Genomic DNA, 24,471 nt, shown 5'->3' with positions numbered 1-24,471 from the left:
GCGGTGATCGTTCTCGACCTCCCAAGTCTACGGTGTGAGCAGGGCTGTCCAACGGCGGGCCCACCTGTTGTACCAGCGGGCGCTTCGTCGACTTGCTCTCGTCGACCGGCTGAAGAATCGGTCGTTGACGCCTGGCATGTCATCATCGTCTGTGTCGGGAGCCGAGACGTCGCCGGTGTCAGGTAAGCCGAGCAGGGTTCGCCCAGCTCTGCAGCTCAGGGTGTAGGCGTTCCCGTATCCGTGCATGAGTCCGAAGCCGATCATGTCCGCCGAGTCCTCCACCGTCTCCTGCACACGGTCGAGGCGGGTGTCGGCGCCATGGATGAGTGAGGTGATGCGCTCATCGAGCTGCGCCTCCAGACTGCGCAGAGGGGCGCGCTCCAAGTCTCGGGCGACAGCTGCGATCTGCTCCAGCAGCGGCCGCCGGTAGTGATCGGCGACCATGCTCTCGCTGATGCCGAAGAGGGCCGCGCCTCCCCGGATGAGCTGGAGCGCCTGTGGCGACAGGTCACCGTGACGGCCTCGAAACTCTTCAACGATCGCTGAGAGGCGCCGACCGACACGCTTGGATGCTGCTGCCTCGGCTCTGAGTTCGTACGCTGTAGCAGACAGGCCGCCCGCACCACCCCCTTCGCGGGCGGGCTGTGCCCATGGTCTGTTGCCGGTTCTCATGCCACCTGCTTCGCGTCAGGAGCGAGCATCAGTCGTTCCAGCCGCACAACGGGCCGACGTCGGTCGTGCTCGTCCACGGGTCGCAGCATGGCCGTGTCACGCCAGGGTTCATCCCGGGCCCGGAAGATGGCCTCCACCACCCAGACACCCGAGTGTGCGCTGCTGGTGACGGTGTCATGTGCGACCAGCGTTCGACGAGGCCTCGGTTTCGGCATCATGCGTGCCCGCCGCCCAGTTCAGCCAGCTGCCAGCGGTATTCAGCGATTGAGCCCATGATGTCGTCCCAAGCGGTGTGTTCGGGCTCAACGTCCTCCAGCGGGCTCCCGTGATGCCCGAGTGCCTCGAGCACGAACCGTGTCGACGAGCAGTCCACCACACGGTAGTGCAGCCACTTCTCGACAGCGGGAAGTTCCGCTTCCAGGAACTTTCGATCCAGTGCGACCGAGTTGCCGGCCAGGCGTGCCTGACGCTGTTCGGGGGCGAACCGTTTGATGTAGTCGAGCAGTTCGGTCTCCACCTGAGCACGTGGCGTGCCGGAGGCCAGCCGCCCCCAGAGACCTGTTCGTGAGTGCATGGCTTTCACGAAGTCATCGGCTGCGCCGCGCAGCTCCAATGCCTCACTCGGTGTGTAGCGGATCACCGCATGGTATCCGCCGTCGTCGACGATGGTGCCTCGGGCGTCCGTGATCCGGCATGCGATCTCCAGCAGTCGGCTGCCTTGCGTGAACGGGCAGAGTCCGTTCGTCTCCGTGTCGATCCAGGCAAGGCGTCGCTCGCCGACCGGGAATTCATTCTGATGTGCCATGGTGGCCTCCTCGCCGGAGACTATGCGCGTGGACAGATTCCCTTGTCTGCGAGGGGCGTTCGGTCCGTGATCGGGCCAGACTGAGAGGATGATGATCGAACCGGGAACCGAGCTCGCACACGTCGAGGATCAGATCGACGAGCTGATCTGCCAGCTCGGATGGGCGATCCAATACCGCAATCTGTGTCGCGCCAGTCGAGGGCGGGTCTTCACCGTCGCTGACTGGCAGGAGAAGGTCGACGGTCTGCCGGCGGTAGAATCACGGGCATGAACGTGTTCATCACCTACCGGACGCCACGCGAGAATCCAGGGCATGACGACACCGTCGAGGTGCCAGTCCTGAAGGCATCCGGGTCGGGACCCGATTACGAGACCGCGAAGGCTGCTGCGCTGGCGCAGATCCCTGAAGGTCAGCTCCTGCTGAGCTACTACGTCGAGGACTGAAGGCGTCAGTCGACGTCCGGAAGCCCACCGCGGATCGACGGGAACGACAGGCCATTCCTCCCCAGCCACAGGTCGAAGCTCGCCACGGTGAACGTGTGCGGCTCCCCGACCTGGATCTTCTCGGCGATCCGGTCCTGACGTTCCCCGAGATGACCGGCATGGAGGATGGGGCAGTCTGAACTCACAATCTCCACGTACGCCGTCCGACGCGCGTGCACCGAGTCCACCGACGTTAGAGTGCACGTCACCGTGGTCGTGGACAGTGCGTTGCCGACGACGAAGATCACTCCGCTCAGGATGAGCAGGAACAGCAGCACCGCGAGCAGTAGACCTACGGCACATCCGATCCGTCCGACCGGTTTTCGTTGTGCCCACATGATCTGATGCAGGTCTTCAGCCGCAGTGCGCCGCTGTCTCACACGAGATCGCCGACCATGATCGCGAACTCTTCCGGTGTGACGATCCGGACACCGAGGTCAGTGGCTTTCTTCCACTTCGAGGACCCTTCCTCCCCACAGACCAGAAGTGAGGTCTTCTTCGACACTGACCCGGAAGCTTTCCCACCCGCACGTTCGATCAGCTCGTTCATCTCATTGCGAGACAGGTTCGACAGTGCCCCGGTCATTGCGCCGGTGACCACGACCGTCATCCCGTTGAGAGGTCGGGCACCTCGATCGTCGGCGTCGGGCTCTGCGCCCATGTTGACCCCGGCGGCGGCGAGCTTGTCGAGGACGGGCGCCAGACGGTCGAGTCCCTCGCGGAACAGTCGAGCACGTTCCGGGCCGACACCTTCGACCTGCTGAAGGTCGTCGACGCCGGCGGCTCGCAGTGCGGCCATCGTGTGGAAGTGTGCGGCCAGACGGCGCCCGAAGGTGCGGCCTGAACGACGGATGCCCAGCGCAGTGATCACACGGGCCAGTGGCCGTGTCTTCGCCGTCTCAATCTGGGCGTGGATCTTTGCGGCGTTCCGTGCCCCGAGGGTGCGTCCCTCGCTGAGCTGCAGGGCGGTGAGCTCGTCGACAGTGAGACCGAACAGGTCAGCGATGTCGCCGATCAGCTCGGACTCCACCAGTGCGGCAGCGATCTCCCCGCCGATGCCTTCGATGTCGAGGCAGTCGCGGCTGACTGCGTAGGAGACCCAGGAGCCGAGCGAATCCGCTGGGTCGGTTGAGCGCCAGATCACCTCGCTGGTGTCGAGCGGGCTGCCGGACTTCGGCGACACCCGCTCCGGGTCGTATGGCTGCTCGCTGCCCTCACGCAGTTCGGGGAAGCTTCGGCTGATCCGTGGGATCACGTCGTTGGCTTTGTAGACCTCGACGGTGTCCCCGATACGGATGTCGCGGTCATGGATGAACGCGAAGTTGTGCAAGGTTGCACGTGCGATCGTGGAGCCGTCGACGTGGACGGGATCGAACACTCCGGTGAACGAGATGTTCCCGGTGCGGCCGACATCCATGACGATGTCGCGCAGCACGGTCGTCGCTTTCTTCGCCTCATACTTGTACGCCATCGCCCAGCGTGGGGCCCGGGAGGTCGAGCCAAGCTTCGGACGAATGTCGGCACGGACCGCTTTGATCACGATGCCGTCAGTCGGATACGGATAGTCATCGTGCTCACGGGCGACACCGAACTTCTCGACCGCTTCGAGCACTGAGCGCTCGGCGGTGTGTGGGACGTCGCCCAGGAGGTCGCTCGACGGCAAGAAACCGAGAGCATGGAGGTGTGCTGCTGCGGCGTTCACATCCTCGGACGATCCGGGAACGTCGTAGGCGATGAACGTGGCATGCGTCTCATAGTCGATGCTGTCCGCTCTGACGGTGCCTGCGATCGCATTCCGGGGGTTTGCGAACGCGGTCTTCCCGGCAGCGACACGGTTCGCGTTCGAAGTAGCGAAGTCCGATTTCGACATGAGCAGCTCACCCCGGACCTCAAGCTCCACGGAAGGGTGGACGACGTACGGCACACCGTGGAGATTGCTGATGGAACGCACTCGCTCGGTGATGTCCTCACCGGTGCGGCCATCCCCGCGGGTGGACACACGCACCAGCCGCCCGCCCCGGTACTCGATCGAAATGGCGAGGCCGTCGAGTTTCGGTTCCACAGTGACCGGGCTGCCGAGAGCGACCATGGATGTGGTGAAAGACTCGATCTCGTCAAGGCTTCTGACCTTGTCGAGCGACAGCATCGGAACCTCGTGTGAGACGTCCGTGCCTTCAGTACTGAGCCCTCCACCTGGAGCGCTGAACAGACGGTGGAACACCACCTGGTCAGGGTGAGCTTCCTCGAATGCGGCGATCCTTTCGAGCAGCGCGTCGAACGCGGCGTCCGACATGATCGGCTCACTGCTCTGGTAGTAGGCGGCGTTTGCCTGTTCTGCGAGGCGGATGTCTTCGAGGTAGCTGGAATGCTCAGTGGTCATGCGGCACTTATGCGCGGGCTGCAGCGAGGGCAGCGATCGCCGAGCGTCTGGCGTCATCGCTGGTGAGTGCCCGTCCGCCGCCCATGAACGCCGTGGGCAGCAGTGATCCGAGCAGAATGTCACAGATCACTGACACGTCGATGTCTCCGGTCACCTCACCGCGGGCACTGGCCCGGTCGATGATCGCCTGCACCCGGGCCCTGCGCGGAGCGACGACATGGTCGCCGAGCCCCTCCCCCGGTGCGGGCTGACGGACCGCCAGCATCATGAGCGTCGGGAATGCAGCGTGAAAGAACGGGTCGTTGAGCATCGCGACCTCCTCTTCCTGCAACGCCACGAGGTCGTCGAAGAGTTCGCCGGTGTCTGGCGCCGCAGCGGGAGGGAACCGCCGAGCCAGGGTCGCGAGAAGGGCGTGCTCCATGTCTGGGTAACGGCGGTAGAAGGCCTGACGGCTGGTTCCGGCTTGGTCCGCGATCTCAGCGATCGTGGTCTCCTCGACACCTTGCTCGAGAACCAGCGTGACGAGAGCCTCGTCAATGGCAGCATCAAGGCTTGCGTCACGCGGACGCCCACCTGTTCGTTTCTTTCTCATGACTGCTCCCATCTCAGGATACCGATCATATCTTCGCCGACCTTTCTGATCAGCAGTGCGGTCTCATGCCGGCCCATGCACTGCACCTCGCCGATGCACCTGGCGCCCATGATGGCGCAGACCATCAGCTCAACCTGATCGCGCGGAACGTCAGGAAGCGCATGCATCCAGGGCTTCATCGCGTCGATCCGTTGTGCACCACTGCCGGGCTGCGCGATCGCGAGTCGCATGCCGGCGTACACCTTGTCATCGTGCTCGTAGAGGTCAGCGAAACGGTCCAGCAGCTGCCTCGGTCCGAGCTCTGAGTCTACGTGCTCATGCACTGCAGCCCAGACGCGCTCCCGCTCGTCTTTCATCGGGTCGGCGACCTCGCTCATCTGGTCACCCCCAGCTTGACTCGGACTGTGGCTGAGTCGCTGAGCTGCACTCTCGCGCGTATGTCCATCAGTTCTCTCCCTCTGTGTGACAGGTCGCGCAGACGGTCGAGAGTGACGGTTGTCTCTCGCATGATCTGTCTGACGGTCGGTGCTCGACTCACTTGTATGCGTCGCATCCAGATGTCCCCGAGCTCGTCTCGGGATCGGCCGGTCTCTGCGACGATCGTGGTTTCGATGAGTTCGCCGACAATGGCGATCACGTTGCACAGCGGCAGAGCGACCTCTGGCTCGTGCTCGGCGATGAGTGTGGAACTGCTCGAGTCCCAGTCTCCGACGTCGGTGACCGGGTGCGGAAGTCTCGGGTCGGACAGCCCGCTGTCCAGCCCTCCGACATAGGTACCTCCGACGGCTACCGGGAACCCTCCGATCGTTCCGGTGTAGGTCGTCACACCATGGTCCTCACCGTCCAGCTGCAGGTTCACCGGGATACGTCCGTCCGTCGACTCTGGGTGAGCAGGTGTGCGCACGTCCAGGTGTGTGACTGCCCAAGGTGCTTTCGGGCGGAGACTGCGGAGCAGGAGGTCGACGATCGCTACGACGTCAATCGACGACAGGTGGTGCACGTCGCGACCTGGTCCCTCTCCTACGGAGACGACTGCAATCCCACCGATGTGTGTGTCGTCTTGCTCGGTGACGTCGACCGAGCAAGACGTTCGTCGCCAGCCTGCGCCGAGGTACCGCTTGTCAGACGGCCCGAGCACGGACTCAATCCTCGTGCTCATTTGGCTGGGTCTTGGTCAACGGAGATGGACTCCACGCGGTCATCGAGGATGGAACGGATGGCAGCGAGGATACCGGTCAGTGAGTCGACCGGCGTGGCTGGTCCGACCGAGCTGTAGTCCACGGTCACGACGGGTGTCCCGTCGAGCTGCATGTGGCCGGTTCGAACCTGTGCCGCTGAGACTCCGGGTAGCGAGTCGACGGCTGAGCGCAGGCGCTGGACTTCCGCTGCTTCGGGCAGTCCGTCCGGGACGTGGAGGATCAGGCGCAGCCGGCTGGGCGCGGTGTTCGCGGATGTCATGGGCATGATGTGGTGTCCGTTTCTGTGTGGTGGTCACTGCTGACTTGTCGGGCTTCCATGGCTGCGGCGAGATCGTCGATGGTTTCGCCGCTCGGTGCGTCAGCGGGTCCGATGAAGTTCTCGGCATCCCACACGGGGATCAGCAGGTCCCCGATGAGCAGCCAGGACTGCGGACGTCCGATTCCACGCGGCGTCTTTCCGAGGGTTGCTCTGAGCATCAGCTGATCCGTACGAAGGTCGTCATGCCGACGGCGTCAACGGATGAGACTTTGACGACGTCTCCGGGTTTGGGAGCATGGATCATCCGGCCTCCTCCGATGTAGATGCCGATGTGGCCCGGTTTCCAGACCAGGTCGCCGGGGCGGGCTTCATCGCGGTTCACCTGTGTGCCTGCGGCTCGCTGGGCTGTGTCCACCCGCGGCAGCCGGATGCCGAGCTGTGCGTAGACGTACTGGACGAGCCCTGAGCAGTCGAAGCCGTCGGGCGTGGTGCCGCCCCAGACGTATGGCGTGCCGAGGTATCTGTAGGCGATGGTCACCGCATCGCTGTCGGCCTCTGCTGGGCTGTCTTGACTGTCCGGCGAGGCAGCAGCTGATACAGCGGAGGAGGACGGTTCATCGTCTGAGGTGGCCGGGATACTGGCCGGCGGTTCCGGCGTTGACGCTGCCAGCGGAGGTGTGGAATCGAGCTCGTCGTTTGTGCTCGCGGCGGCGTTGACGTGTAGTGTCTGGTGCAGTGCACCGGTCTGGGGAGGGCTCGTCCGCAGCGCAGTCGTTTCGATTGTCTGAGCATGGGCAGCCGGGGCACCAGCTACACAGAACAGACCCGCGATGAACACTGCAGTCAGACCTGCAGTGCCTTTCGAAACACTCGTCACGCGCGCCTCCTCCAGTTCGCCAGTCGACACCTATGCGGAGCCGACCGGAAGAGCAGATAGGAGCACGCTGTTGCAAATCGAAATCGACGTCCCGACCAGCTGGATTGCTGCTCCGCCTTGGCCTCATCCGCTGCGTTCCCTTCTTCCTCATCCGGTGCTTTCCTTCGACAGTCCAGACCGTCTTCGACATGTGGACGCCGGGCCGATAGAAGATCCCCTCACCTTGGACTCGCTCCTGAACCAGGTCGCGAAACTCGGCGGTATCGAGGCGGGCCTGCTCCCCGAAGTTCGGCTTCATCCGCTTGGCGAAATGCTACGCATCGACACGGTCAGCCCCTTCGGTGTCACAGGGGCAGTCACGGTCGAAGGCGCAGGTCAGTTCCTGATCATCTGTGCGTCGAAGACCGACGATGACTTCGATGCACTGGAGCTCTTCGACCACATGATCACGTCATTCACGATCGTTAGGTTACGACCGTAGCGTTACGGGTGTATTCTTCTTCCGCGCACAAGTGCAGCAGGAAGGAGTTTCGACCCCCGTTGAAACGAGACCCGGTCACAGTGGCCGGGGTGGGTCGAGCCACACAATCATGGAGACCAACACCCGCAAGACCCTCTACGGAGGCATCGGAATCGCGTCCGCCGCCCTGGCGTTGACAGTCGCCCCGGCCGCCGCCAACGCAGCCGAAGACACCGAACCCGCAGCGCCCGTTGCAAGCACTGTGGCACCCGCGGAACAGACCCCCGCGACGTCATCGACCAAGACCGTAGAGGTCGGCCCAAACGGCTCGACCAGCACGACCAACTCGACCGCGGCGAAACCGGCTGAGAGCGCACCGAAGCCCGCAGCGCCCGCTGCGAAGCCGACCCCCAAACCTGCCTCCACCGAGCACGCAGCCCCGAAGCCCGCGGAGCAGCCGAAGGCAGCACCCGCCCCAGCGCCGAAACCTGCCGTGGCCCCAAAGACTGCGGCCGACGACACCCACAGCACGCCGGCAGCCTCAGGGGGCACGGAGCACACCACACCCACCCCCGCACCAGAGGCTGACAGCAAGACCACGCCGGAGCCCGCTGCTCCTGAGCAGGACCAGTCGAAAGACAATGCGTCCACGGCCCAGCAGACGGAAGCCCAGCCGGTCGCTAAAAAGGATGCCGCACCTGCAGACGAGCAGAGCACCGCACTCGCACCCGCCGACGCCATCGCTCCTGCTTCAGAGGCCGCTGCCGACACCCCGGCCGCCCCGAAGCGCGTCGCCGAGAACACCTCAGCGAAAGACAACGGCTTCGTGACCAGCCTTGCCACCGACCTGGGAACGCAGCAGAACCGCTACACGATCAGCGTGAATGGGAAGACCGCGTTCACCGGCCGAACCGGCAGCCTCGAAGCGTTCTCTGACGTCACTTACGACGGCGACAAGCCGGTCGGCACACCGACGTGGTTTGCGAAGGTGTTCGGCCTGACGCTCGATGAGCTGCTCGCTGCCGTACCCGACGGCGACAGCACACTCACCGTCACGCTCGACGGTGACACGAAGTCGCTGTTCATCTACGGAATCAAAGCGAGCACGCCGACCCCTGACCCGGTTGATCCCGTCGACCCGGTCGATCCGGTGGACCCTGTCGATCCCGTGGACCCGGTGGACCCTGTCGATCCCGTGGACCCGGTGGACCCTGTTGACCCAGTCGATCCGGTGGACCCGACTGATCCCACTGATCCGGTGGACCCCGTTGACCCCGTGGACCCGGTTGACCCAGTTGATCCCGTCGATCCGGTGGACCCGACTGATCCCACTGATCCGGTGGACCCCGTCGATCCGGTGGACCCCGTCGATCCTGTCGACCCGGTCGATCCGGTGGACCCGACTGATCCCACTGACCCGGTTGATCCGGTTGACCCCGTCGACCCCACTGATCCGGTCCAGCCGGCAGACCCGACTGATCCGAAGGACCCCGCGGAGCCCACTGATCCTGCACAGCAGACCGACGTGGACACCCCCGCGAGTGATGGGGCCGCAGCGGCCGCAGCTGTTCCGGCCAAGTACACGGTGGAGTCGTTCACTACGCCGGTGCCGCAGCGCTACACCATGCACGGCGACGGCACAGTACAGCTCGCCGAGCAGGGTGCCTCCGGCGATGAGAGCCGTCTGGCACGCACGGGATCTGACGATGCCCTCGTCCTCGGAGGCGGACTCGCGCTGCTGCTCGTCGGCGCCGCAGTGACCGCAGCCTCACGTCGTCGTCGCTGCTGACCCAGCTCCGCTCCCGCGAACTCGCCCCACGTGTTTCTCCATGGACACGTGGGGTGAGTTCGTTCGTTCTCCACCCACAGAGGACCCCACGTGCCCGCACTCCCCCGTTCGCCTCTCCGCTACCCAGGCGGGAAGGCCACCATCACCCCGCTGATCAGTCGTCTGCTCGATCCATCCGAGGTGGAGCTCGTCGAACCGTTCGCCGGCTCGGCGTCACTGAGCATCGCGCTGCTCACCGCAGGGCTGGTCGACCACGCACACATTGCTGACGCAGACCCCGGTATCGCCGCATTCTGGAACGTCCTCACCACGGACTGCCAGTCGCTGATCGTCTGGTTCGCGTCAGTCACCCCGACCCTGGAGGCGTTCCAACACTGGCAGTCCGTCGACACCAACGACTCACGAACACTCGCTCGACGGACCCTCTTCCTCTCACGCACGGCCTGGGGAGGCATTCCGACCGCAGGACCTATCGGCGGCTGGACGCAGTCCGACGGTCGGCGCATCACAGACCGGTGGAACCGAACGGAGACGCTCGTCAGGCTCGCGAACGTCGCAGAGCTCGCAGCAGCAGGAAGACTCACCGCAGCAGAGCACTCCGCAGACTGGCGTGAGACACTCGCCGCACACCCGAACGAACTCGCATTCATCGACCCGCCATACCGCCGCGACGGCGACAGACTCTATCGGCACCGGTTCACCGCCCATCAGCAACTCGCTCAGACGCTGCACGACCGCCCCGGACGTTCCCTCATCACCTACGGTGACGACGCATTCATTCGATCGCTCTACCGCACGGCCACAGTCATCCCTGTCGATCGACGGTACTCATCTCTCACCTCTTCAGAGGATCGAACAGAGATCCTCATCGACACACGCCCCGGCGGGAACCGTCAGCAAAGTAGTCGCTACAATCAGTCGAGCACACACCACGAATGAAAGACGCCACATGCCCCGCAAACCACGTGACCCTGAACGCACTTACGCCGTTGTCATCGACGAGTACAAGACCGCCCGTCTCGAAGCCGACCAGCTCAAAGAAGCCAGCAAACAGGCCAACGCGAAAGCCGCGAAACTCAAAGCGGAAGCCAACCGACTGAAGAAGAGCGCAATCACCCGATCCGAGCGGAAAGTCGCCGAAGCCAAAGCAGAACTGCAGCGGGTGCTCGACCTCGTCAATGCCGACGACTGACGCGATCCCCCACGGCACCAAAGTCGGCTACAGCTACCACGGCTGCCGCTGCGAAGCCTGCACACAAGCGAACACCCGAGCACACCGGATGACCGCATTCGGCAGACGCTACCGTGACCTCACCCTCACCACCGGGCAGCTCACCAGACTCACCCTCGCGCTCACCGCAGCGATCGCAGACGGCCTCCCCGAAGCCGACACGCTCCGCGACGTGATCATCAGCGGACTCGAAGACGCACTGCGCGAACAGCACCCGGACGCCGAACACAGCCCGAACCTCAGACTTCCGAGTGGCGCGCTCTATCAGGTGGCGCTGCCGCCTGCACTATGGTGAGTTAGACAACAAAAATGATGTAGACCAATCCGATTCACCGGTTGGTACTAGGGGGCACAATGAGCGCGAAACAAGAACACGACAATCAGACCGATGGAAGTGAGGTCCCCAGAAAAGTCTGGATCTCTGCATCACTATCTCTGGTGCTTCTTGTTATATGGTCTCTCGTTCCACTGCTCCTTCCGGACCTCGACACCTTCGTCTGGAATTCAATCAGTCTTATTGGCGTGGCCCTCACCATTGTTGCTATCGGCATCGCCTTCCTCATCTTTCGTAAGCAGGACCGAGACTCCGCGCAAGCTCAAACGCAGACAAACGGCAAGTTGGACAAGATCAGCGACCAGATGAGAAAGTTCACTGATCGTGCCGCTCAAACCCCTCTATCCTCCATAGAGGAACGGTACCAAGAAGACGAAGAGAGCCACGGTGAAGAAGATGACGAACACGTCATCGAATCTGCTAAAGGAAGTACTCGAGTAGTCGATGGAAAGAAGGGGACCGTTCTGCAACAAGAGGATGTCCCCCTCTACGTAATTGGAGATTTAGCCACCGCTTGGCGCGACATGCCAGACCAGAGCGGCCGTTGGACCGTCTCCAACCTTGTTGATGCTTGGCGTGCTGATGGCCAAGGAAACAATCCGTGGTACGTCACGTTCGAGTCAACTAATGGTGATCAGCGTGTCTGGCGTCTCTACCGTGGAGGCAAATCGAAAAGAACACCAACTGCTAGAGATGTGACACCAGATATGATGGCGCAGTAGTCGGCTCATCCATACCCTTGCAACAGCCGGCAGGCCCGTGGTGCACTGACGGTTCAGAGCAAACCCGGCGACAGCCGAAGCCACCCATAGTTAAGTGCTCGCCCCTCCCACTCCGCCGGCCCGGAGGGCCGGCTTCGTCCCGGGGCTCGCGCGCAGCGGCACCCTTCCCGTCTTCCCCGTTCGTTCGGCTCGCCTGACCTTCACGTCTCCCCGAAACGCCGACTGGACGTCGGCCTTCCTGACCGTTCGTGCCGGCATGGCCTCACCCCGTCACCCGTCCGACTTTCCGGTCTGAGGTCCACCCTCACCGGGTGCACCTTGGGGCTTCGCCCCGCCCAGCCCTCCCACGCCTGGCTGGTTCCGGCCACGTGCGCTCCGACCGTGTTCGCTGCGCGCCGCCTCGTCTCGGCATCCCGCACCACGGTCCCCCTGACTCCGTTCGTTCACCTTCCCGGTGGGACCTCAGCATGGTGCCCTGCATGCTCACCTTCGACCAAGGCGACTGCGTCGCCCGCGCAGCCCGCATGCACCCTCTCGGAACGTCACCACAGGGTGCACCGGAGGCCCACGTCACCGGTGCGTGGGCACGACCAGTGCTCACCGGAACGCACCGCGTTCCCGCGACGAAGTCGCCGAGGCGAACCCACGGTTCGACTCCACCGGCACCCGGGCAGACGGGTGACGGCAAGCGATGCGCCCACGGGACGAAGCACCGGACCGAGGGAGCATCGCGCAGCCCCGACCACCCCAAGGGGAAGACCGACGCGACCCCAGAGACGGACGACGAGCCCAGCACCCACAGGAGCGCACGAGGAGGACGGAACAGGGCGGCGCAGCGCGGCGGTCGAGAACAGCCCCGAGTGGGAGGGGTGCCGGAGGGGGCGCGGTCGGCGGATTGGACTGGGCTTTCTCGGAGGGTTCGTGCGGAAGATACGCATATGTGATCTGCATGACTGATTTCCGTTCGTTCCTCCTCACCCGGGCTGGGACCATCGAGGCGAATCCGACGACGTTCATCATGCGCTCGAAAGCGTGGGCGAACGCGCGGCCGGACGGTTCGACCATCGTCGTCTGGCGTGATGAGGCCGGCATCCACAACGCCGTCGTCACCCCAGAGGATGCGTCCGCTCGTGACTCTGCGGTGAAGCTCGCCGTGTCTGTCGCCGCCCACTCAGATGAGTCGGACATCGAGCTGCCGCTGACCCCAGTGGTGCGTGGTGCTCGCATTCCCCGGCGGGTGTCCATTGAGACACGTGAGACGGTCGCAGGAGCAGACCCTGCGGAGACTGCTCGGGCGCTGGCCTTGAGCCTCGCGGTCGGCGACTGGGTGGCGATCTCTTCCCGTCAGCCCGCCCGTCGGGAGAAGAAGTGGTGGCGGCGCTGGCTGTCCGCACAGTTCGGCAACGAACGCAGCCAGCATCATTCGACACGTGAGGGGGCGTCGGTCGTCGCCGTCTACGCGGGGTCGGTGGATCGTGTGTCGGCGGACAACCTGCTGCATGCTGTGTTCGCGGCGCTGCCAGGCTTCGACCTGCCGATCGAGACGTACGCTCCGTCGACGTGGAGTGCCTCATCACCGGTGTTCGGGCTCTCGTTGGCCGCGGCTGTCGCGGCGCTGGTCACCGGAGCGACCGGTCGGCTGCAGCTGGTGACGACGCTGTTCTGGGTGTTCGCCGCCGTCGGGGTGCTCGTCACGCTGCTGGTCGGTGCCGGGCGCATCCCCTCACTGCCGTCGAAGGTCCGGGTGGGCCGGTTCACCGGGCTGTTCCCCGTCCGCCGTGCGATGCTGCGTCGACCGCGGCCCCCGAAACGATCCTTCGTCGACAAGGATGGCGTCACCCATGACTCAGAGCCTGGCGACTATCCGCTGCCGCGTACATCGTTCATGGTCGGCGCTGACCTGATCGCCGCGTTCGCCGCACCCCAGGCTGGTGCCGCATCCGGTGAGAACAGCACCGCCGGGCGCGAGGCTCCCGCGGCTGTTCAGGACAACGTCGGGCCGCTCATCGGCGTCGCCGGTGACATCGGTGTGCACCTGTCTGCAGCGGACATGTTCTCTGGCATCATCGCCCTCGGCTCGGCCGGCACCGGCAAGTCCGTGTTCGTGCACAATGTGTTCGGCTGGACGACGTTGGAGAAAGCGAATCCGAGTGGACGACCGGGGTTCCCAGGAGCCCGGAATGCGGTGATCGCGTTCGAGAACAAAGGCGACGGCGCAGACCACTATGTGCGTTTCGCACAGTACGCCGGGGACCCGGTCTACCGTGTCGAGCTCGGGGATCCGGCACGAGCTGGGATCGACCTGTTCCCGCCTCAGATCGGGTCTGTCGAGTTCCGTGCCCGGCTGGCGGCTGGTGCGTTGAAGTACACGTTCGGCGAGGACTCCATTCAGGAGCGTTCGTTCGACACTCTGCGTCGCGTTTTCGCTGCCGCATTCGTGATCTCTGAGCATCCGGAGGGCATCGCCACCGTGGTCGACGGTGTCCCGGACGCTGGTTCGCCGTTCCTGTATGCGGCTGCCCTGATGGGTGAGCGCGGCGATGATGTGGCGGTCGCTCTCGCCGGTCAGCTGCAGGGTGAGGCGATGCGTCTGGATGCCGGTGAGGGCACCGATCTGGGGTTCGCGTCGACACAGATCACGCCCCTGTTCTCCGGGCTGACACCGTCGAAGCGCGGCGACCTCTTCCAAGCTCCACGGAACAAGATCACGAACCTCCTGGCGGCGGAGCAGTGGTGGGCGCGCCCGGCGCGACTCACCTGGGATCAGGTGCTGGACGAGCATCTCACCGTCGTGGTGAACACCGGCCAGTCGCATGGCGGCCGCCCGATCGACGACAAGCTCACGGAGGAGATGTCGGGGCTGCTGATGTACACGCTCTATGATGCGATCAAACGTCGGTGCTCCGGCTGGCAGGAAGTCGACCGCCACTGCACGCTGTTCGCCGACGAGCTCAAACTCCTGGCCGGAAAGAACCCGGAGATCATCACATGGCTGCGAGACCAGGGTCGCTCGTACGGTGTGCAGCCCGTGTTCGCGACACAGCGGACCGAGCAGCTGGACAAACGGGTGAAGGAGGCCGTCACCGGGTTCGGTACGGTGCTCGCTTTCGCCCAGGACAACCCGCAGGTGGCGAAGCAGCTCGCTGACGATTTCGCCGCGGACGGATCTCCTTGGCTGCCGGCCGACATCGTGAACCTTCCACCGTATGTGGCGATTGTGCGCACGAAAGTGGCGAAGACCAGGCAGCCGGCGTTCACCTGCGCGCTCACGAACTTCGAGGCCGCTGACGGCACCGTCGTCGAAGACTACCGGGCCGCGCAGGGGTACTGATGGCCGGTGCTCCCCCGGCACTCTACGAAGGTGCCACTGGTCTGCTCGCCGATGCACGTTCGAGCGCGACTGCCGGACTTGCCGCAGGTGAGCGCATCGACCCGTTCTGGTCTGATTTCTGGCCGGTCGGCTCGAAAGCCTCCTGGGTGAACGTCCACCAGATGCGGCGCCAGGTTGCCTCCGGTTTCGCTCGCGTCCCCTACTGGCTGAACGGTAATGGGACTGCGGCACTGCAGCGGTTGCATGGGCATCGTCTGCAGGAGACGTTGGCCATCGTCGGTGCGCTCACCGTGTGGCAGAACATGTCGGCGGAGCAGCTCGCCGCAGTCACTGGCGTGGCCCGGGTCGCCACTGGGCGTTCGGCGCTGATGACGGATCTCTTCCACCTCGGTTTCGTCGAAGTCGGTGTGCACGCGGATGCCCTCCGACGCACAGACCGGTCAGCCAGATCGAACCTCTACCGGCTGACCCGCACTGGCGCGATCGAACGGACACTGTACCCGCTGACCTCGTACGCGGAACGGCTGAAGGTGACCGCCGGTGTCGAAGAGGGTGCGATCGGTGCCGGCATGCACGACCGGCATGGTGTGGTGGCCACAGAGCTGGGTCTGCGCATCGCGGAGACCGGCAGTGTGGCGGTCATGCTCGGCGAGCATCTCGGACGGGTGCAGGACCTGATCAGCGGAGGGTGGCATCCGTCGTTCGATGCGGACGCGGTCGCCCTTCGAGGTGACGGGCTGCGCGTTGCGATCGAGTTGACAGCGTCGACGTCGAACGTCCCAGCGAAACTCGCACGGTGGGCCAGGTTGCTCGCGTCGAAACCCCTGCGTGACAGTGGCCTGATCGTGCTGTTCGTCACCGCTGAGAACCCGAACATTGACTCTTCCGTCAGCCGCAATGTCCGCAAACGCACGTTCGACGCTGTGCGCCTCGCGGTGCGGAACACCCCGGGTTTTCCTGGGAATCGAACGGCTGAACGGATCGGCGTCATCGACTGGCGTGACTGGTACCCGTCACCGGGCAGGGTCTCACCGTGGGCTGCGGCGCTGAACGTCTGGTTTCCGAGCGGTCCGCCGGACGTCCCTTGGGAGATGAGGAGCCTCGCGGACCCGTTCGACGTTGAATTCTCCCCTCGTTTCGACGCGACCGCCGCCATCGACAACCTCGGCAGATGCTTCGGAAACCCGCAGTGGCTGCGAAGCGGTCATCGGACGGTCGACCCTGTCGCCGCCCACCTGGCTGGCCTCTACGGATACGCCCCGACGGACCTTGCCCCGCGAGTATCGAACAACGGCATACCGGCTGGTGTCATCCCGCCCAGGCAGCGCTGGTGAGTCCACGCGCATAGGTGTTCTGACACACGGGGAAGGACCACCTATGACCACTGACAATCCGTCGGGCTTCGCGGAACAGCTGCATCAGATGTTGGACCGGGCCGGCCTGACTGAAGAGGCAGACGACGGGGCATCCAGCGAAAGGTTCGGCACCGCGCTGCGCGACCTGCAGGGCGAGCTTGAACGCGACGGGTTCGACCTCGATGCGAAGATCACGGGAATGCCGAAGCCCCTGCTGCGGTTGACACTGAGGTCGGATGCCGGGGCGCTGCTCGGCGAAACGGCGCTGACGCTCGGCGAGGTGTTCACAGACTCACGCCCGAGCAATTTTCCGGTCCCCCGCATTCGCTCCTGGGCAGCGCAACTCATCCGTAGCTGGCGACAGTACCACCTGCTGAAAAACCAGCTGGATCAGGAGCGTTCATGACCCTTCTGCACAACGTTCCCTCCCACGTGCTCGTGTCGGCCGTTCGCTACGCGCTGGGCCGCAGAACCTACATCGTGTCTGACACGGTGCAGGCAGTGTCAGGCCAGTGGTCGAAGCTCAACCGGGCAGACAAGACCGTCATCGTGACTGACGTCGTCCGGGCCTTCAAAGGGGGCTCGACTGGCATGCCCCAGGACGCCGAACAGTGGGCACGACTGCTGCGAATCGCACTCGACGACCCACATCTGGGCCTCGCAACCCGTGAGGCCCAGACCATCAACCGAATCCTTGAAGGAGACATCTACTCATGAAGAACAACAGCATCGCGCATCTCGTCCGCCCATCCACCGTCGCAGACCCACGGCGCCAGGATCTCGCGGAAGTCCGAATCAGCGAAGGTCGAGGCGGACAGTGATCACCGCAGACGACACCGAACAGTCCGGCGCACCTGCGCTCCGGGCAGCCAGACCGCTCGAAGACCTGGCGCCCGGTGACCTCGTCATCATCGAAGACAGTCGGGTCATCGTCCGGGTGACCGAACGTTCACCACGCCTGTTCTCCACAGACGACGGCGGCCGGTGGCGCATCAGCAACGGGCGGGAAGTCGGCGGTGCACGCACCACCCGAGCACTGACCGACGCCCAATCCAAGCGGTTCCTCGCCTGGTGCAGGTTCGACCGTGCTCGCCGCAGACTCGTCACCCTCACCGACCAGATGGCGGCGCTCACCCCGGATCATGACGTCATCGCAGTCGCACCCGAATACGCGGACAAGATCTCACGCGTAGCGGAGAGCCTTGATGCGATCGGCTGACCTGCTCACACGCGAGACCATGGTGATGCCGGAAGACTCCACCATGGACCGCGGGACCGAGCGACTGATCACAGCCATGTCGGCGCTCGTTCAGTGGCGCGGGCCGTGGGAACCATCGACACACCGGGGCGGGTACCGCATCGCCGCCGCCGACGGCACCAGATGCTGGACGCACGAGCGGCAATGGGTCACACCACCCGTAGAGAGCATCGCGCTCACCCGCTGGCCGGACGCGACCTCAGCGGTCGAAGCCGCACGGATCGCGATCACCTCCCTGGTCACACCGCTGCTGCCTTTCGGCGGCGGAGGACTCACCTGGAACGAATACCGCGCACGCAAGCTCCGTGTCCTGGTCACCGGCTCACGCGACTGGGCTGACGTGCGACTGATCGAACGAGTCCTCGCCGAGGTCTCCTGCTGCATGCCGGCCCAACACATGACCCTCGTCCACGGCGCCGCACGGGGTGCAGACCAGCAGACCGCAGACATCGCCCGGGCGCTGGGATGGAGGCTCGAACCCCACCCAGCGGACTGGGATCGTCTCGGGCGCAGCGCCGGCTTCATCAGGAATCAGCAGATGGTCGACGCACGACCGGACCTCTGCCTGGCGTTCAGCCGTAACGCCTCCAGAGGCACCGCCCACTGCATCTCCGCCGCACGAAAGGCCAGTGTCCCGACCTACGTGTTCGAGGATGACGATGCACCGCGCACACGAATGGCATGACGAAGAAGAAGTCCACCGATTTCACCAAGCTGGACATTGGCACCACCCTCTGGCTGGAGAATCCTCAGCTTCGGACGCGCTCCCGTGTGTTGGTGCAGCGGCTCACACCCACGCAGGCAATCGTTCACCATGCAGGTCTCGTCCACCGGTTCCGCCGCAGCGATGGCAGCCAGGTCGGCGGCAGACGAAAGATCGTCGAGTACATTCCGGCTGACGGAGACAAGTGAGGTTCGTGATCCTGGAGTCGCCGTACGCCGGTGACGTGGACGCGAATGTCGAATACGCTCGCTCCTGCATGGCCGACAGTCTGAGCCGGGGCGATGCACCGTTCGCCAGCCATCTCCTGTACACGCAACCTGGTGTCCTCGACGATCAGCAGCCCGAGGAGCGCCAAGCGGGCATCGCCGCTGGTCTTGCGATCGCTGAGAGGGCGGACGCCACCGTTGTCTACACCGACCATGGTCTGAGCCCAGGCATGCGGGCCGGCATCGCAGACGCCATGAAGCACGGACGCCCGGTGGAGTACCGGAGCTTGGGCGGCACGCATAGTGAGAGCGCATGAGCAGAAAGCGTTTCGTCTGGCCTCCGTACCCAACGACGAGCATGGAGCGTCTTGCAATCGTGCTCGCACCGGAGCTGGTACTGATCGCAGGCCTGCTCACAGCAGAGGTCTGGTCCGTTGCCGCCGGGATGACCGCGGTCGCACTGGTCTTGCACTTCGGGGCGGTCACCCGACTCCGACCTTCAAAGCTGGAGATCATCCGTCGAACCCGCGCTGAGCTCCATGACCGGACGATCGGCTCGGCAGCACGGTTTCTGATCTGGGCGACTGACTCGCCGCGTTCGGATGTGGTCAAAGCCGTTCAACGCTCACAACTGGCTCGGGCGGTCAGTGGCGTGTTCAACGAGAGCTGGAGTTTCGAGCTCGGGGCTCACACTTGGCGCTTCGTCGACGTCGGCCAGACACGTTGGACGCTCGAATGGATGACGGAGAACGGTTGGACGCGTGTCTCCACGGCACAGACCAGTGGGCGGCTCCCGCGCACATGGACCGCATGACGAGAACACCGACACCCGGCGAGGTGTGGCTGCGCCGGCGGGACAACGCTCAGGTCATCGTGGTCGCCGACCCGGCTGGCGCCCGTATTGGGGAGACCCCAGCTGTGGCATGGCGTGCCCTGACCAAGGGGCGACTGAACCGTACGTCACTGACCGCATGGGGGAAGAAGTTCACCCCCATAGTCCGAGGTCAGGGGAAGGTCAGTAGCGCAGAAGAAGACCGCATCCGCGCACTCCTCATGGGTCGGCGCATTGTGGGCGTCGAGGACGGGCGCACACTGGTGCTGGAGACCGGTGTTCGCCTCGACGTCGAGGGGAACCACGGATGCTCCGGATGTGAGTCAGGGAACTACGCGATCACACGTCTGGAAGCATTCGACAACGTCATCACCCGCGCGGAGTTCCCCTACCAGCTGCGTGATGACCCGAAAGGCGACGGACTCGAACGTCTGCAGATCACCGTGTACGCGGAGGGCGGTACTGTGCCCGACCGGACGATCCTCACCGCTGTCGGTACCCGCGGCAACGGCTATTACGGAAGCGGGTTCACCCTTATAGTGCGATCCCCGCCGATGCCGCGTGAGCAGCCGGGTAGGCGCTGAGACGCAGTGGGCGGCTCCCGCGCACATGGAGCGCATGACGAGAACACCAACACTCGACCGCATCATCGACTTCGGAACAACCGACCAGGCATCAGGAACCATCGCCTGCGTCGACGGAGCCATCCTGGGCGTCTACGCGAACAGCCTCGTGCACAGCCTGCCGATGGCTGACTCTCAAGGCCCGTACTCGCATCTCGAGGTCGTGGTCCCAGAGGGTATCGAACCTCCGGAGGCCGGTTGGATCATCAACCGTGACGACCGCTGGCGCGGCTACGTCGAAGCCGACACCATACGCGCACTGGTGATCTCTCACGGCGGCGAAGCGGCAGCATGACCCAACTCACAGAACTCGCTGTCGGCGACAGCGCGTTCAACAGACTCCCAGCTGACAGCACCCAACGAACCGTCAGCGAAGCCTTCACCAAAACAGGGGAAGAGCAGAAACCCATCGGGAAATGTCCTTGGCTGGAGGCAATCCCACTCACCTCGACAACGGCAGAAACCGATGAGTCACCAACTCATCACGCTGAATGACGCTACTGAACGCCAAGGACACACCAATGGACATGCACCCCACCACTCTCATCAGCTTCACGGGAACCATCGACCCCAAAGCGATCGCCGCCCTGATACGAACATCCCCGGACGCTGCAGAGAGGTTCCAGAGGTCGTACTTCACGGCACTGGGAGACGCCGGCGAGAGCACCCGAGTGTTCGGGAGCGACGCCATGTGCGGAGTCATCGACGGCAAACAACGCATCGAAACCATGCGAGCATGGGCCAGTGACGAGTTCTCCGTACCGGCAGACTGGTTCGACGACAAAGACATCACCCCAGAGGCAGTCGACTCCGACGGCATGGTCACCATGTCGGGGCTCAGCGCCCGCGGGCGCCGAAGGTCCACAGGGTGGCCGATGCCGGCCGTGCAGACCTCGGTGCGTACCCTCGCCGCCGAGGCCGAGGTGTTCCGGTTGCTGAACTCCGCCGGCACACACCAGACTGACGAGGACATGGCCCACGCTGCCCACGTGGAAGGACATTGACCGTGGCGACTCCGGCGTGGCCGTCTGAGCCCGCAGAGGCCCACGTGGTACTCACTGCGTCGGCTCAGGCACTGTTCGGCTCTTGCGTGTCAGAGGATCCCTGGGAGCCAACTTCGCTCTCCGGACTCCTGCTGCTGTACGCGCTCGACGCCTACCACGGGGATATGGGCGACTCGGCGGCGGCCGCTCCAGCCTTCTGCGGTGACCGTTCAGGCACGATCCGTCTGGCCGTCGCCGAACGTCTCCCTGGCGGCAGCGAGTATCTGTTCGAGAAGGACTGGCTGTGGACGATGCCTGCGGGTGTCCTGATCATCGAACGCGCTGCGTGCCGACCAATGCGGCTGCGTCACGCATTCCTGGGAACCGATCTCTCCACCGACGTCGCGTCAGCGAGCCGCCTGATCCGCCGGACCTTGACCTGAGCATTCATCGGGCGACGGCGAGCTCTTCCCAGTGGGTGGTCGCCCGCGGTGAGAGCATCTCCCGTTTCATCTGCCAGTCGGGCGGTGCCTGCAGCCCGGCCATGCCGAGTCCGATCGCGCCGCGTCCGAGCCGGTCGTTCACCTGGTCCAGGAGGCTGCCGACCTGCGCTGCTGGGGTGTCCGTGTCGAACAGGTCCAGCACCACCTGATCCCTGGTCTGTGCGATGTCGGTCAGTGATACGCCGGCGCGCACGTAGCGTCTGCCTTCGAGCATTCTCGGGAGCACCAGCTGACATGCGGCCTTCGTCAGCAGCGCAGGGTCGGCCGTCCGAGGTGTGATCTCGCATGCTGCGGCCGCTGTGTGCATGGGAGGCGTCGCCCAGGCCGTCTGAGCCCACGCGTAGACTGCACCAGCCACGGACCCCTGGCCGCGTAGGCGGCGGCTGGCATTCTGCGCGTAGATGGAGAGCACCTGCTGCATCTCTGACGGCGACGTCACCGGTGTCGAGAACGATCGGGAGAACATCACCTGCTGCCGGACGGCGTCATGGTCCCCGATGTCGATGCAGGCGTGCCCTCGCAGTTCGAGGATCGTGTGGGCCATGTTCACGCTGAACCGGCGGCGCATCGTCTTCGTGTCGCTATCGCGAAGCTGGCAGGCGTTGTCGATGCCGAGACCTGCGAGCCGTTTCGCGCCGCGTCGGCCGACACCCCAGAGGTCACCGACTGGTGTGCTCGTGAGTATCCGGCCCATCTGCTCGTCGGTGTACCAGTCGGTGCAGGCGACACCGTGGAGCGCGGGGGACTTCTTCGCACCGTGACTCGCGAGCTTCGCGAGCGTTCGGGTGGGCGCAATACCGACCGACACTGGCACCCCGATGTCGTGAAGGATGCGCCGTCGGATCTCTCTGGACGTCGTGGCCAACTCTTCGACGGTGCCGCTCAGGCGAATGAAGGCCTCGTCTATCGAGTAGACCTCGACTTGGTCGCTGAATCGTCGCAGCATCGCCATGATGCGTCCGGAGATGTCGCCGTAGAGCTCGTAGTTCGATGATCGGGCTGCGACCCCATGTTTGTCAGCCCAAGCCTGCAGCCGAAACCAGGGTTCGCCCATAGGGATGCCGAGGGCTTTCGCCTCCGCGCTCCGGGCGACGACGCATCCGTCGTTGTTGGACAGGACGACGACCGGGCGTCCCTCCAGCGAGGGATCGAAGATGCGCTCACAGGCGGCGAAGCATGAGTTCACATCGACGAGAGCGAACCTGCTCAGACTCGGTGCAGGCATCGGGTCACCACTCCCCAGATGGACAGCTCCTGCCCCGGGCTCACCCGGATCACCGGGTAGTCCGGGTTCTCCGGATGCAGCTCTGGACCTGCCGCGCCGAGACGGAGACGTTTGATGGTCAGCTCCCCTTCGACCACGGCGATGACCACATTGCCCTCCGCGGGTCTCAAGGACCGGTCGACGATCACTTCATCGCCGTCGGAGATGCCGGCTCCGATCATGGAGTCGCCGGCGACACGAATGATGAAGGTCGCTACGGGGTCTGCGATCAGATGCTCGTTGAGGTCGATGGAACCGTCGAAGTAGTCCTGCGCCGGGGAGGGGAAGCCCGCGTGCACCGGGCTCAGCGCGGCGAGCACTGTCACATGACCGTGCGGTTCGATCTTCGCAATCTGTGCCACGGCAACCACCTCCAAGTATTCGAACACATGTTCGATTCAGAGTATAGGTGTCTGTGCCGACACGCCTAGAAGAGTGGGTCGTCCGGACGCCAAGCGCCCTCGGCGTCCCCGGGGTACTGGGCCCAACCGGTCGGGTCCTCCCAGGGTGCGTTCTCCGGGGCCGCCGCGGCATCCCACCACCAGGACTCGTGCGGCGGATGCGCTCCTGGACGGATCTTGCGGGCCGCCCAGCCGAGGATGTGCCCGCTCGGCAGTCGATAGCTCCACCAGAAAGCGACGTTGTCACCATGGATTGTGAATCTGCCCCGTGCCGCACCGTGTGTCGTTGCAAGTTCGCCAAGATCTCGGCGCAGATCGAACGGCTCAATCCCACCAGTGTTGATCCACAGCATGTACCGGCCTTCGAGGTCGTACCTGACGTTGCGAAGCTCGGGCACACCGCGATCGTCAAGCAACCGGCCTGTCTCGTCGACACCCGGATGACCGGCGACCTCTCGCCCATGCTCGGCCCGAAGTGTTGCTGCGACTTTGTCCGCCTGTGGCAGCCAGTGCTCGAAGGCGCTGATGGTCAGCACGATCGCCTTCGTCGAGTTGACCTTCGTGTCGTAGGTGAGCTCTCGCCCGTGCATCACGCCGTGCCTGGAGAACTGTCCCAAGGACTGCCGCTGTTTGACGTCTGCGTTGCAGACCCTGCGGACGACCTCGATGTTGCCGCCCAGGCCAGCCAGGGTCTTGTCGTCGACCGCTGGAATCGGCTGCCACTTCGTGAAGAAGGCCTTTTCAGTGACGTCGAACGAAAGGCCTTCGATCTGCGCGAACAGGATCGGAATGCTTGCCTCATAGGCACCTGCCTGATGGTGTGCGATCGCCTTCTGGACCAGATCAACGCGACGCCAGAGGTCGGCCTTGAACGGCCAGTGAGCGTTGCCTCCTCGCCGCAGGCGCTCGACCCCGATCTCCATCCAGCGTGCGTGCTCCCCGTTCCAGATGTCGGTGAGTATCTGGTCGAGCTGGTCGGTCATGGCGCCGTCTTCCGCAGCTTTCAGGGCACGGACGGTGCCTTCGTATGGCCACACCGCAGACATCGCCCACCCGAGTGGTGCGAACACGCTCATCGCTTCGGCGATGTTCACCGAAACGTCAACTGCAGTGCCGCGCATCCGTCGCCTCACCTGTGCGGCAGCCTGCGCCAGCTCGTCATCCGACATCATCCGCTCCCCCGATCAG

34 protein-coding genes are annotated in these 24,471 nt (G+C 64.4%); 21 read left to right on the top strand and 13 right to left on the bottom strand.

The genetic code is table 11. The features are described 5' to 3' along the window. Positions 1 to 27: 27 nt before the first annotated feature. From F8O06_RS05020 to orn, 3 genes are read right to left on the bottom strand one after another with little or no spacing between them, the layout of a single operon-like run. Positions 28 to 672 (bottom strand): hypothetical protein, encoded by a 645-nt coding sequence (locus F8O06_RS05020; protein WP_158037817.1) that lies wholly within the window; start codon positions 670 to 672, stop codon positions 28 to 30. Next, positions 669 to 890, bottom strand: coding sequence for a hypothetical protein (locus F8O06_RS05015; protein ID WP_158037816.1), 222 nt, complete (start codon positions 888 to 890; stop codon positions 669 to 671). The genes F8O06_RS05020 and F8O06_RS05015 overlap by 4 nt, the downstream gene beginning before the upstream one ends. Continuing rightward, the gene (gene orn, locus F8O06_RS05010) at positions 887 to 1,477 is read right to left on the bottom strand and encodes an oligoribonuclease (RefSeq protein WP_158037815.1); all 591 of its coding nucleotides are present in this window, start codon (positions 1,475 to 1,477) and stop codon (positions 887 to 889) included. The genes F8O06_RS05015 and orn overlap by 4 nt, the downstream gene beginning before the upstream one ends. Before the next feature lie 88 nt (positions 1,478 to 1,565). Between orn and F8O06_RS05005 the strand changes: the two genes are divergently transcribed. Beyond that, positions 1,566 to 1,748, top strand: a complete 183-nt coding sequence (locus F8O06_RS05005; protein ID WP_158037814.1) for a hypothetical protein — start codon at positions 1,566 to 1,568, stop codon at positions 1,746 to 1,748. Continuing rightward, complete coding sequence (locus F8O06_RS12180; protein ID WP_192496844.1) at positions 1,745 to 1,921, top strand: hypothetical protein; 177 nt, start codon at positions 1,745 to 1,747, stop codon at positions 1,919 to 1,921. Before F8O06_RS05005 ends, F8O06_RS12180 begins: the two co-directional genes overlap by 4 nt. A 5-nt stretch (positions 1,922 to 1,926) precedes the next feature. On the opposite strand, the gene F8O06_RS05000 is transcribed toward F8O06_RS12180, so the two are convergent. The 7 genes from F8O06_RS05000 to F8O06_RS12355 all read right to left on the bottom strand — a co-directional run bounded on the left by F8O06_RS05000 (position 1,927) and on the right by F8O06_RS12355 (position 6,928). Continuing rightward, the gene (locus tag F8O06_RS05000; RefSeq protein WP_158037813.1) at positions 1,927 to 2,238 is read right to left on the bottom strand and encodes a hypothetical protein; all 312 of its coding nucleotides are present in this window, start codon (positions 2,236 to 2,238) and stop codon (positions 1,927 to 1,929) included. A 98-nt stretch (positions 2,239 to 2,336) separates the two neighbouring features. Continuing rightward, positions 2,337 to 4,340, bottom strand: a complete 2,004-nt coding sequence (gene ligA, locus F8O06_RS04995) for an NAD-dependent DNA ligase LigA (RefSeq protein WP_192496843.1) — start codon at positions 4,338 to 4,340, stop codon at positions 2,337 to 2,339. Positions 4,341 to 4,347: 7 nt separating this feature from the next. Continuing rightward, entirely contained in the window at positions 4,348 to 4,932 is a 585-nt protein-coding gene (locus F8O06_RS04990; RefSeq protein WP_192496842.1) for a TetR/AcrR family transcriptional regulator, read from the bottom strand. Next, positions 4,929 to 5,309, bottom strand: coding sequence for a hypothetical protein (locus tag F8O06_RS04985; protein ID WP_158037810.1), 381 nt, complete (start codon positions 5,307 to 5,309; stop codon positions 4,929 to 4,931). The genes F8O06_RS04990 and F8O06_RS04985 overlap by 4 nt, the downstream gene beginning before the upstream one ends. Continuing rightward, positions 5,306 to 6,091: a hypothetical protein gene (locus F8O06_RS04980; RefSeq protein WP_158037809.1), complete on the bottom strand. Its 786-nt coding sequence runs from the start codon at positions 6,089 to 6,091 to the stop codon at positions 5,306 to 5,308. Before F8O06_RS04980 ends, F8O06_RS04985 begins: the two co-directional genes overlap by 4 nt. Beyond that, positions 6,088 to 6,396 (bottom strand): hypothetical protein, encoded by a 309-nt coding sequence (locus F8O06_RS04975; RefSeq protein ID WP_158037808.1) that lies wholly within the window; start codon positions 6,394 to 6,396, stop codon positions 6,088 to 6,090. Before F8O06_RS04975 ends, F8O06_RS04980 begins: the two co-directional genes overlap by 4 nt. Positions 6,397 to 6,607: 211 nt before the next feature. Next, a complete protein-coding gene (locus F8O06_RS12355) occupies positions 6,608 to 6,928 on the bottom strand; it encodes a C40 family peptidase (RefSeq protein ID WP_225733406.1) in 321 nt (106 codons plus the stop codon). A 292-nt stretch (positions 6,929 to 7,220) separates the two neighbouring features. On the opposite strand from F8O06_RS12355, the gene F8O06_RS04965 reads away from it, so the two are divergent. The 19 genes from F8O06_RS04965 (at position 7,221) to F8O06_RS04875 (ending at position 21,558) form a co-directional block, all read left to right on the top strand. Then, a complete protein-coding gene (locus F8O06_RS04965) occupies positions 7,221 to 7,748 on the top strand; it encodes a hypothetical protein (RefSeq protein ID WP_192496892.1) in 528 nt (175 codons plus the stop codon). Positions 7,749 to 7,857: 109 nt separating this feature from the next. Beyond that, complete coding sequence (locus F8O06_RS12350; RefSeq protein WP_225733405.1) at positions 7,858 to 9,516, top strand: hypothetical protein; 1,659 nt, start codon at positions 7,858 to 7,860, stop codon at positions 9,514 to 9,516. A 90-nt stretch (positions 9,517 to 9,606) separates the two neighbouring features. After that, complete coding sequence (locus tag F8O06_RS04955) at positions 9,607 to 10,455, top strand: DNA adenine methylase (protein WP_158037805.1); 849 nt, start codon at positions 9,607 to 9,609, stop codon at positions 10,453 to 10,455. 10 nt (positions 10,456 to 10,465) lie between these two features. Further along, positions 10,466 to 10,708 (top strand): hypothetical protein, encoded by a 243-nt coding sequence (locus F8O06_RS04950; protein WP_158037804.1) that lies wholly within the window; start codon positions 10,466 to 10,468, stop codon positions 10,706 to 10,708. Continuing rightward, positions 10,695 to 11,042 (top strand): hypothetical protein, encoded by a 348-nt coding sequence (locus F8O06_RS04945; RefSeq protein WP_158037803.1) that lies wholly within the window; start codon positions 10,695 to 10,697, stop codon positions 11,040 to 11,042. The genes F8O06_RS04950 and F8O06_RS04945 overlap by 14 nt, the downstream gene beginning before the upstream one ends. Positions 11,043 to 11,101: 59 nt before the next feature. Continuing rightward, positions 11,102 to 11,803: a hypothetical protein gene (locus F8O06_RS04940; protein WP_158037802.1), complete on the top strand. Its 702-nt coding sequence runs from the start codon at positions 11,102 to 11,104 to the stop codon at positions 11,801 to 11,803. Positions 11,804 to 12,752: 949 nt separating this feature from the next. Continuing rightward, positions 12,753 to 15,134, top strand: coding sequence for a hypothetical protein (locus F8O06_RS04935; RefSeq protein WP_158037801.1), 2,382 nt, complete (start codon positions 12,753 to 12,755; stop codon positions 15,132 to 15,134). Continuing rightward, positions 15,134 to 16,468: a hypothetical protein gene (locus tag F8O06_RS04930; RefSeq protein ID WP_158037800.1), complete on the top strand. Its 1,335-nt coding sequence runs from the start codon at positions 15,134 to 15,136 to the stop codon at positions 16,466 to 16,468. The genes F8O06_RS04935 and F8O06_RS04930 overlap by 1 nt, the downstream gene beginning before the upstream one ends. Positions 16,469 to 16,511: 43 nt before the next feature. Further along, positions 16,512 to 16,895, top strand: a complete 384-nt coding sequence (locus tag F8O06_RS04925) for a hypothetical protein (protein WP_158037799.1) — start codon at positions 16,512 to 16,514, stop codon at positions 16,893 to 16,895. Further along, the gene (locus tag F8O06_RS04920; protein WP_158037798.1) at positions 16,892 to 17,206 is read left to right on the top strand and encodes a hypothetical protein; all 315 of its coding nucleotides are present in this window, start codon (positions 16,892 to 16,894) and stop codon (positions 17,204 to 17,206) included. The genes F8O06_RS04925 and F8O06_RS04920 overlap by 4 nt, the downstream gene beginning before the upstream one ends. A 100-nt stretch (positions 17,207 to 17,306) precedes the next feature. After that, positions 17,307 to 17,708, top strand: coding sequence for a hypothetical protein (locus F8O06_RS04915; RefSeq protein WP_158037797.1), 402 nt, complete (start codon positions 17,307 to 17,309; stop codon positions 17,706 to 17,708). Then, entirely contained in the window at positions 17,695 to 18,432 is a 738-nt protein-coding gene (locus F8O06_RS04910) for a DUF2493 domain-containing protein (protein WP_158037796.1), read from the top strand. The genes F8O06_RS04915 and F8O06_RS04910 overlap by 14 nt, the downstream gene beginning before the upstream one ends. Then, the gene (locus F8O06_RS04905; protein WP_158037795.1) at positions 18,429 to 18,659 is read left to right on the top strand and encodes a hypothetical protein; all 231 of its coding nucleotides are present in this window, start codon (positions 18,429 to 18,431) and stop codon (positions 18,657 to 18,659) included. The genes F8O06_RS04910 and F8O06_RS04905 overlap by 4 nt, the downstream gene beginning before the upstream one ends. Further along, positions 18,656 to 18,994, top strand: a complete 339-nt coding sequence (locus F8O06_RS04900) for a hypothetical protein (RefSeq protein ID WP_158037794.1) — start codon at positions 18,656 to 18,658, stop codon at positions 18,992 to 18,994. Before F8O06_RS04905 ends, F8O06_RS04900 begins: the two co-directional genes overlap by 4 nt. Continuing rightward, positions 18,991 to 19,491 carry a hypothetical protein gene (locus tag F8O06_RS04895; RefSeq protein WP_158037793.1) on the top strand — a complete coding sequence of 167 codons (501 nt, stop codon included), beginning with the start codon at positions 18,991 to 18,993 and terminating at the stop codon, positions 19,489 to 19,491. Before F8O06_RS04900 ends, F8O06_RS04895 begins: the two co-directional genes overlap by 4 nt. Continuing rightward, positions 19,488 to 20,093: a hypothetical protein gene (locus F8O06_RS04890; protein ID WP_158037792.1), complete on the top strand. Its 606-nt coding sequence runs from the start codon at positions 19,488 to 19,490 to the stop codon at positions 20,091 to 20,093. The genes F8O06_RS04895 and F8O06_RS04890 overlap by 4 nt, the downstream gene beginning before the upstream one ends. A gap of 34 nt (positions 20,094 to 20,127) precedes the next feature. After that, positions 20,128 to 20,427: a hypothetical protein gene (locus tag F8O06_RS04885; RefSeq protein WP_158037791.1), complete on the top strand. Its 300-nt coding sequence runs from the start codon at positions 20,128 to 20,130 to the stop codon at positions 20,425 to 20,427. A 226-nt stretch (positions 20,428 to 20,653) separates the two neighbouring features. Then, positions 20,654 to 21,136, top strand: a complete 483-nt coding sequence (locus tag F8O06_RS04880; RefSeq protein ID WP_158037790.1) for a hypothetical protein — start codon at positions 20,654 to 20,656, stop codon at positions 21,134 to 21,136. 2 nt (positions 21,137 to 21,138) lie between these two features. Then, positions 21,139 to 21,558: a hypothetical protein gene (locus F8O06_RS04875; protein ID WP_158037789.1), complete on the top strand. Its 420-nt coding sequence runs from the start codon at positions 21,139 to 21,141 to the stop codon at positions 21,556 to 21,558. Between the two features lie 4 nt (positions 21,559 to 21,562). On the opposite strand, the gene F8O06_RS04870 is transcribed toward F8O06_RS04875, so the two are convergent. From F8O06_RS04870 to F8O06_RS04860, 3 genes are all read right to left on the bottom strand, one after another. Continuing rightward, positions 21,563 to 22,843: a Y-family DNA polymerase gene (locus F8O06_RS04870; protein WP_158037788.1), complete on the bottom strand. Its 1,281-nt coding sequence runs from the start codon at positions 22,841 to 22,843 to the stop codon at positions 21,563 to 21,565. Then, positions 22,825 to 23,235, bottom strand: coding sequence for a LexA family protein (locus F8O06_RS04865; protein WP_225733438.1), 411 nt, complete (start codon positions 23,233 to 23,235; stop codon positions 22,825 to 22,827). Before F8O06_RS04865 ends, F8O06_RS04870 begins: the two co-directional genes overlap by 19 nt. A gap of 74 nt (positions 23,236 to 23,309) precedes the next feature. Beyond that, complete coding sequence (locus tag F8O06_RS04860) at positions 23,310 to 24,455, bottom strand: hypothetical protein (protein ID WP_158037787.1); 1,146 nt, start codon at positions 24,453 to 24,455, stop codon at positions 23,310 to 23,312. Positions 24,456 to 24,471 lie beyond the last annotated feature (16 nt).

Source organism: Pseudoclavibacter sp. CFCC 14310, from assembly GCF_008831165.1.
Classification (GTDB): domain Bacteria; phylum Actinomycetota; class Actinomycetes; order Actinomycetales; family Microbacteriaceae; genus Pseudoclavibacter_A.
This window is presented reverse-complemented; position numbering and strand designations above follow the sequence as displayed.

What these genes read in the sequence shown, in the direction of transcription:
- F8O06_RS05020 (WP_158037817.1), bottom strand. Translation starts at nt 672, where the DNA reads ATGAGAACCGGCAACAGACCATGGGCACAGCCCGCCCGCGAAGGGGGT.
- F8O06_RS05015 (WP_158037816.1), bottom strand. Translation starts at nt 890, where the DNA reads ATGATGCCGAAACCGAGGCCTCGTCGAACGCTGGTCGCACATGACACC.
- orn (WP_158037815.1), bottom strand. Translation starts at nt 1,477, where the DNA reads ATGGCACATCAGAATGAATTCCCGGTCGGCGAGCGACGCCTTGCCTGG.
- F8O06_RS05005 (WP_158037814.1), top strand. Translation starts at nt 1,566, where the DNA reads ATGATGATCGAACCGGGAACCGAGCTCGCACACGTCGAGGATCAGATC.
- F8O06_RS12180 (WP_192496844.1), top strand. Translation starts at nt 1,745, where the DNA reads ATGAACGTGTTCATCACCTACCGGACGCCACGCGAGAATCCAGGGCAT.
- ligA (WP_192496843.1), bottom strand. Translation starts at nt 4,340, where the DNA reads ATGACCACTGAGCATTCCAGCTACCTCGAAGACATCCGCCTCGCAGAA.
- F8O06_RS04990 (WP_192496842.1), bottom strand. Translation starts at nt 4,932, where the DNA reads ATGAGAAAGAAACGAACAGGTGGGCGTCCGCGTGACGCAAGCCTTGAT.
- F8O06_RS04985 (WP_158037810.1), bottom strand. Translation starts at nt 5,309, where the DNA reads ATGAGCGAGGTCGCCGACCCGATGAAAGACGAGCGGGAGCGCGTCTGG.
- F8O06_RS04980 (WP_158037809.1), bottom strand. Translation starts at nt 6,091, where the DNA reads ATGAGCACGAGGATTGAGTCCGTGCTCGGGCCGTCTGACAAGCGGTAC.
- F8O06_RS04975 (WP_158037808.1), bottom strand. Translation starts at nt 6,396, where the DNA reads ATGCCCATGACATCCGCGAACACCGCGCCCAGCCGGCTGCGCCTGATC.
- F8O06_RS04965 (WP_192496892.1), top strand. Translation starts at nt 7,221, where the DNA reads ATGAACACTGCAGTCAGACCTGCAGTGCCTTTCGAAACACTCGTCACG.
- F8O06_RS12350 (WP_225733405.1), top strand. Translation starts at nt 7,858, where the DNA reads ATGGAGACCAACACCCGCAAGACCCTCTACGGAGGCATCGGAATCGCG.
- F8O06_RS04950 (WP_158037804.1), top strand. Translation starts at nt 10,466, where the DNA reads ATGCCCCGCAAACCACGTGACCCTGAACGCACTTACGCCGTTGTCATC.
- F8O06_RS04945 (WP_158037803.1), top strand. Translation starts at nt 10,695, where the DNA reads ATGCCGACGACTGACGCGATCCCCCACGGCACCAAAGTCGGCTACAGC.
- F8O06_RS04940 (WP_158037802.1), top strand. Translation starts at nt 11,102, where the DNA reads ATGAGCGCGAAACAAGAACACGACAATCAGACCGATGGAAGTGAGGTC.
- F8O06_RS04935 (WP_158037801.1), top strand. Translation starts at nt 12,753, where the DNA reads ATGACTGATTTCCGTTCGTTCCTCCTCACCCGGGCTGGGACCATCGAG.
- F8O06_RS04930 (WP_158037800.1), top strand. Translation starts at nt 15,134, where the DNA reads ATGGCCGGTGCTCCCCCGGCACTCTACGAAGGTGCCACTGGTCTGCTC.
- F8O06_RS04925 (WP_158037799.1), top strand. Translation starts at nt 16,512, where the DNA reads ATGACCACTGACAATCCGTCGGGCTTCGCGGAACAGCTGCATCAGATG.
- F8O06_RS04920 (WP_158037798.1), top strand. Translation starts at nt 16,892, where the DNA reads ATGACCCTTCTGCACAACGTTCCCTCCCACGTGCTCGTGTCGGCCGTT.
- F8O06_RS04910 (WP_158037796.1), top strand. Translation starts at nt 17,695, where the DNA reads ATGCGATCGGCTGACCTGCTCACACGCGAGACCATGGTGATGCCGGAA.
- F8O06_RS04905 (WP_158037795.1), top strand. Translation starts at nt 18,429, where the DNA reads ATGACGAAGAAGAAGTCCACCGATTTCACCAAGCTGGACATTGGCACC.
- F8O06_RS04895 (WP_158037793.1), top strand. Translation starts at nt 18,991, where the DNA reads ATGAGCAGAAAGCGTTTCGTCTGGCCTCCGTACCCAACGACGAGCATG.
- F8O06_RS04890 (WP_158037792.1), top strand. Translation starts at nt 19,488, where the DNA reads ATGACGAGAACACCGACACCCGGCGAGGTGTGGCTGCGCCGGCGGGAC.
- F8O06_RS04885 (WP_158037791.1), top strand. Translation starts at nt 20,128, where the DNA reads ATGACGAGAACACCAACACTCGACCGCATCATCGACTTCGGAACAACC.
- F8O06_RS04880 (WP_158037790.1), top strand. Translation starts at nt 20,654, where the DNA reads ATGGACATGCACCCCACCACTCTCATCAGCTTCACGGGAACCATCGAC.
- F8O06_RS04870 (WP_158037788.1), bottom strand. Translation starts at nt 22,843, where the DNA reads ATGCCTGCACCGAGTCTGAGCAGGTTCGCTCTCGTCGATGTGAACTCA.
- F8O06_RS04860 (WP_158037787.1), bottom strand. Translation starts at nt 24,455, where the DNA reads ATGATGTCGGATGACGAGCTGGCGCAGGCTGCCGCACAGGTGAGGCGA.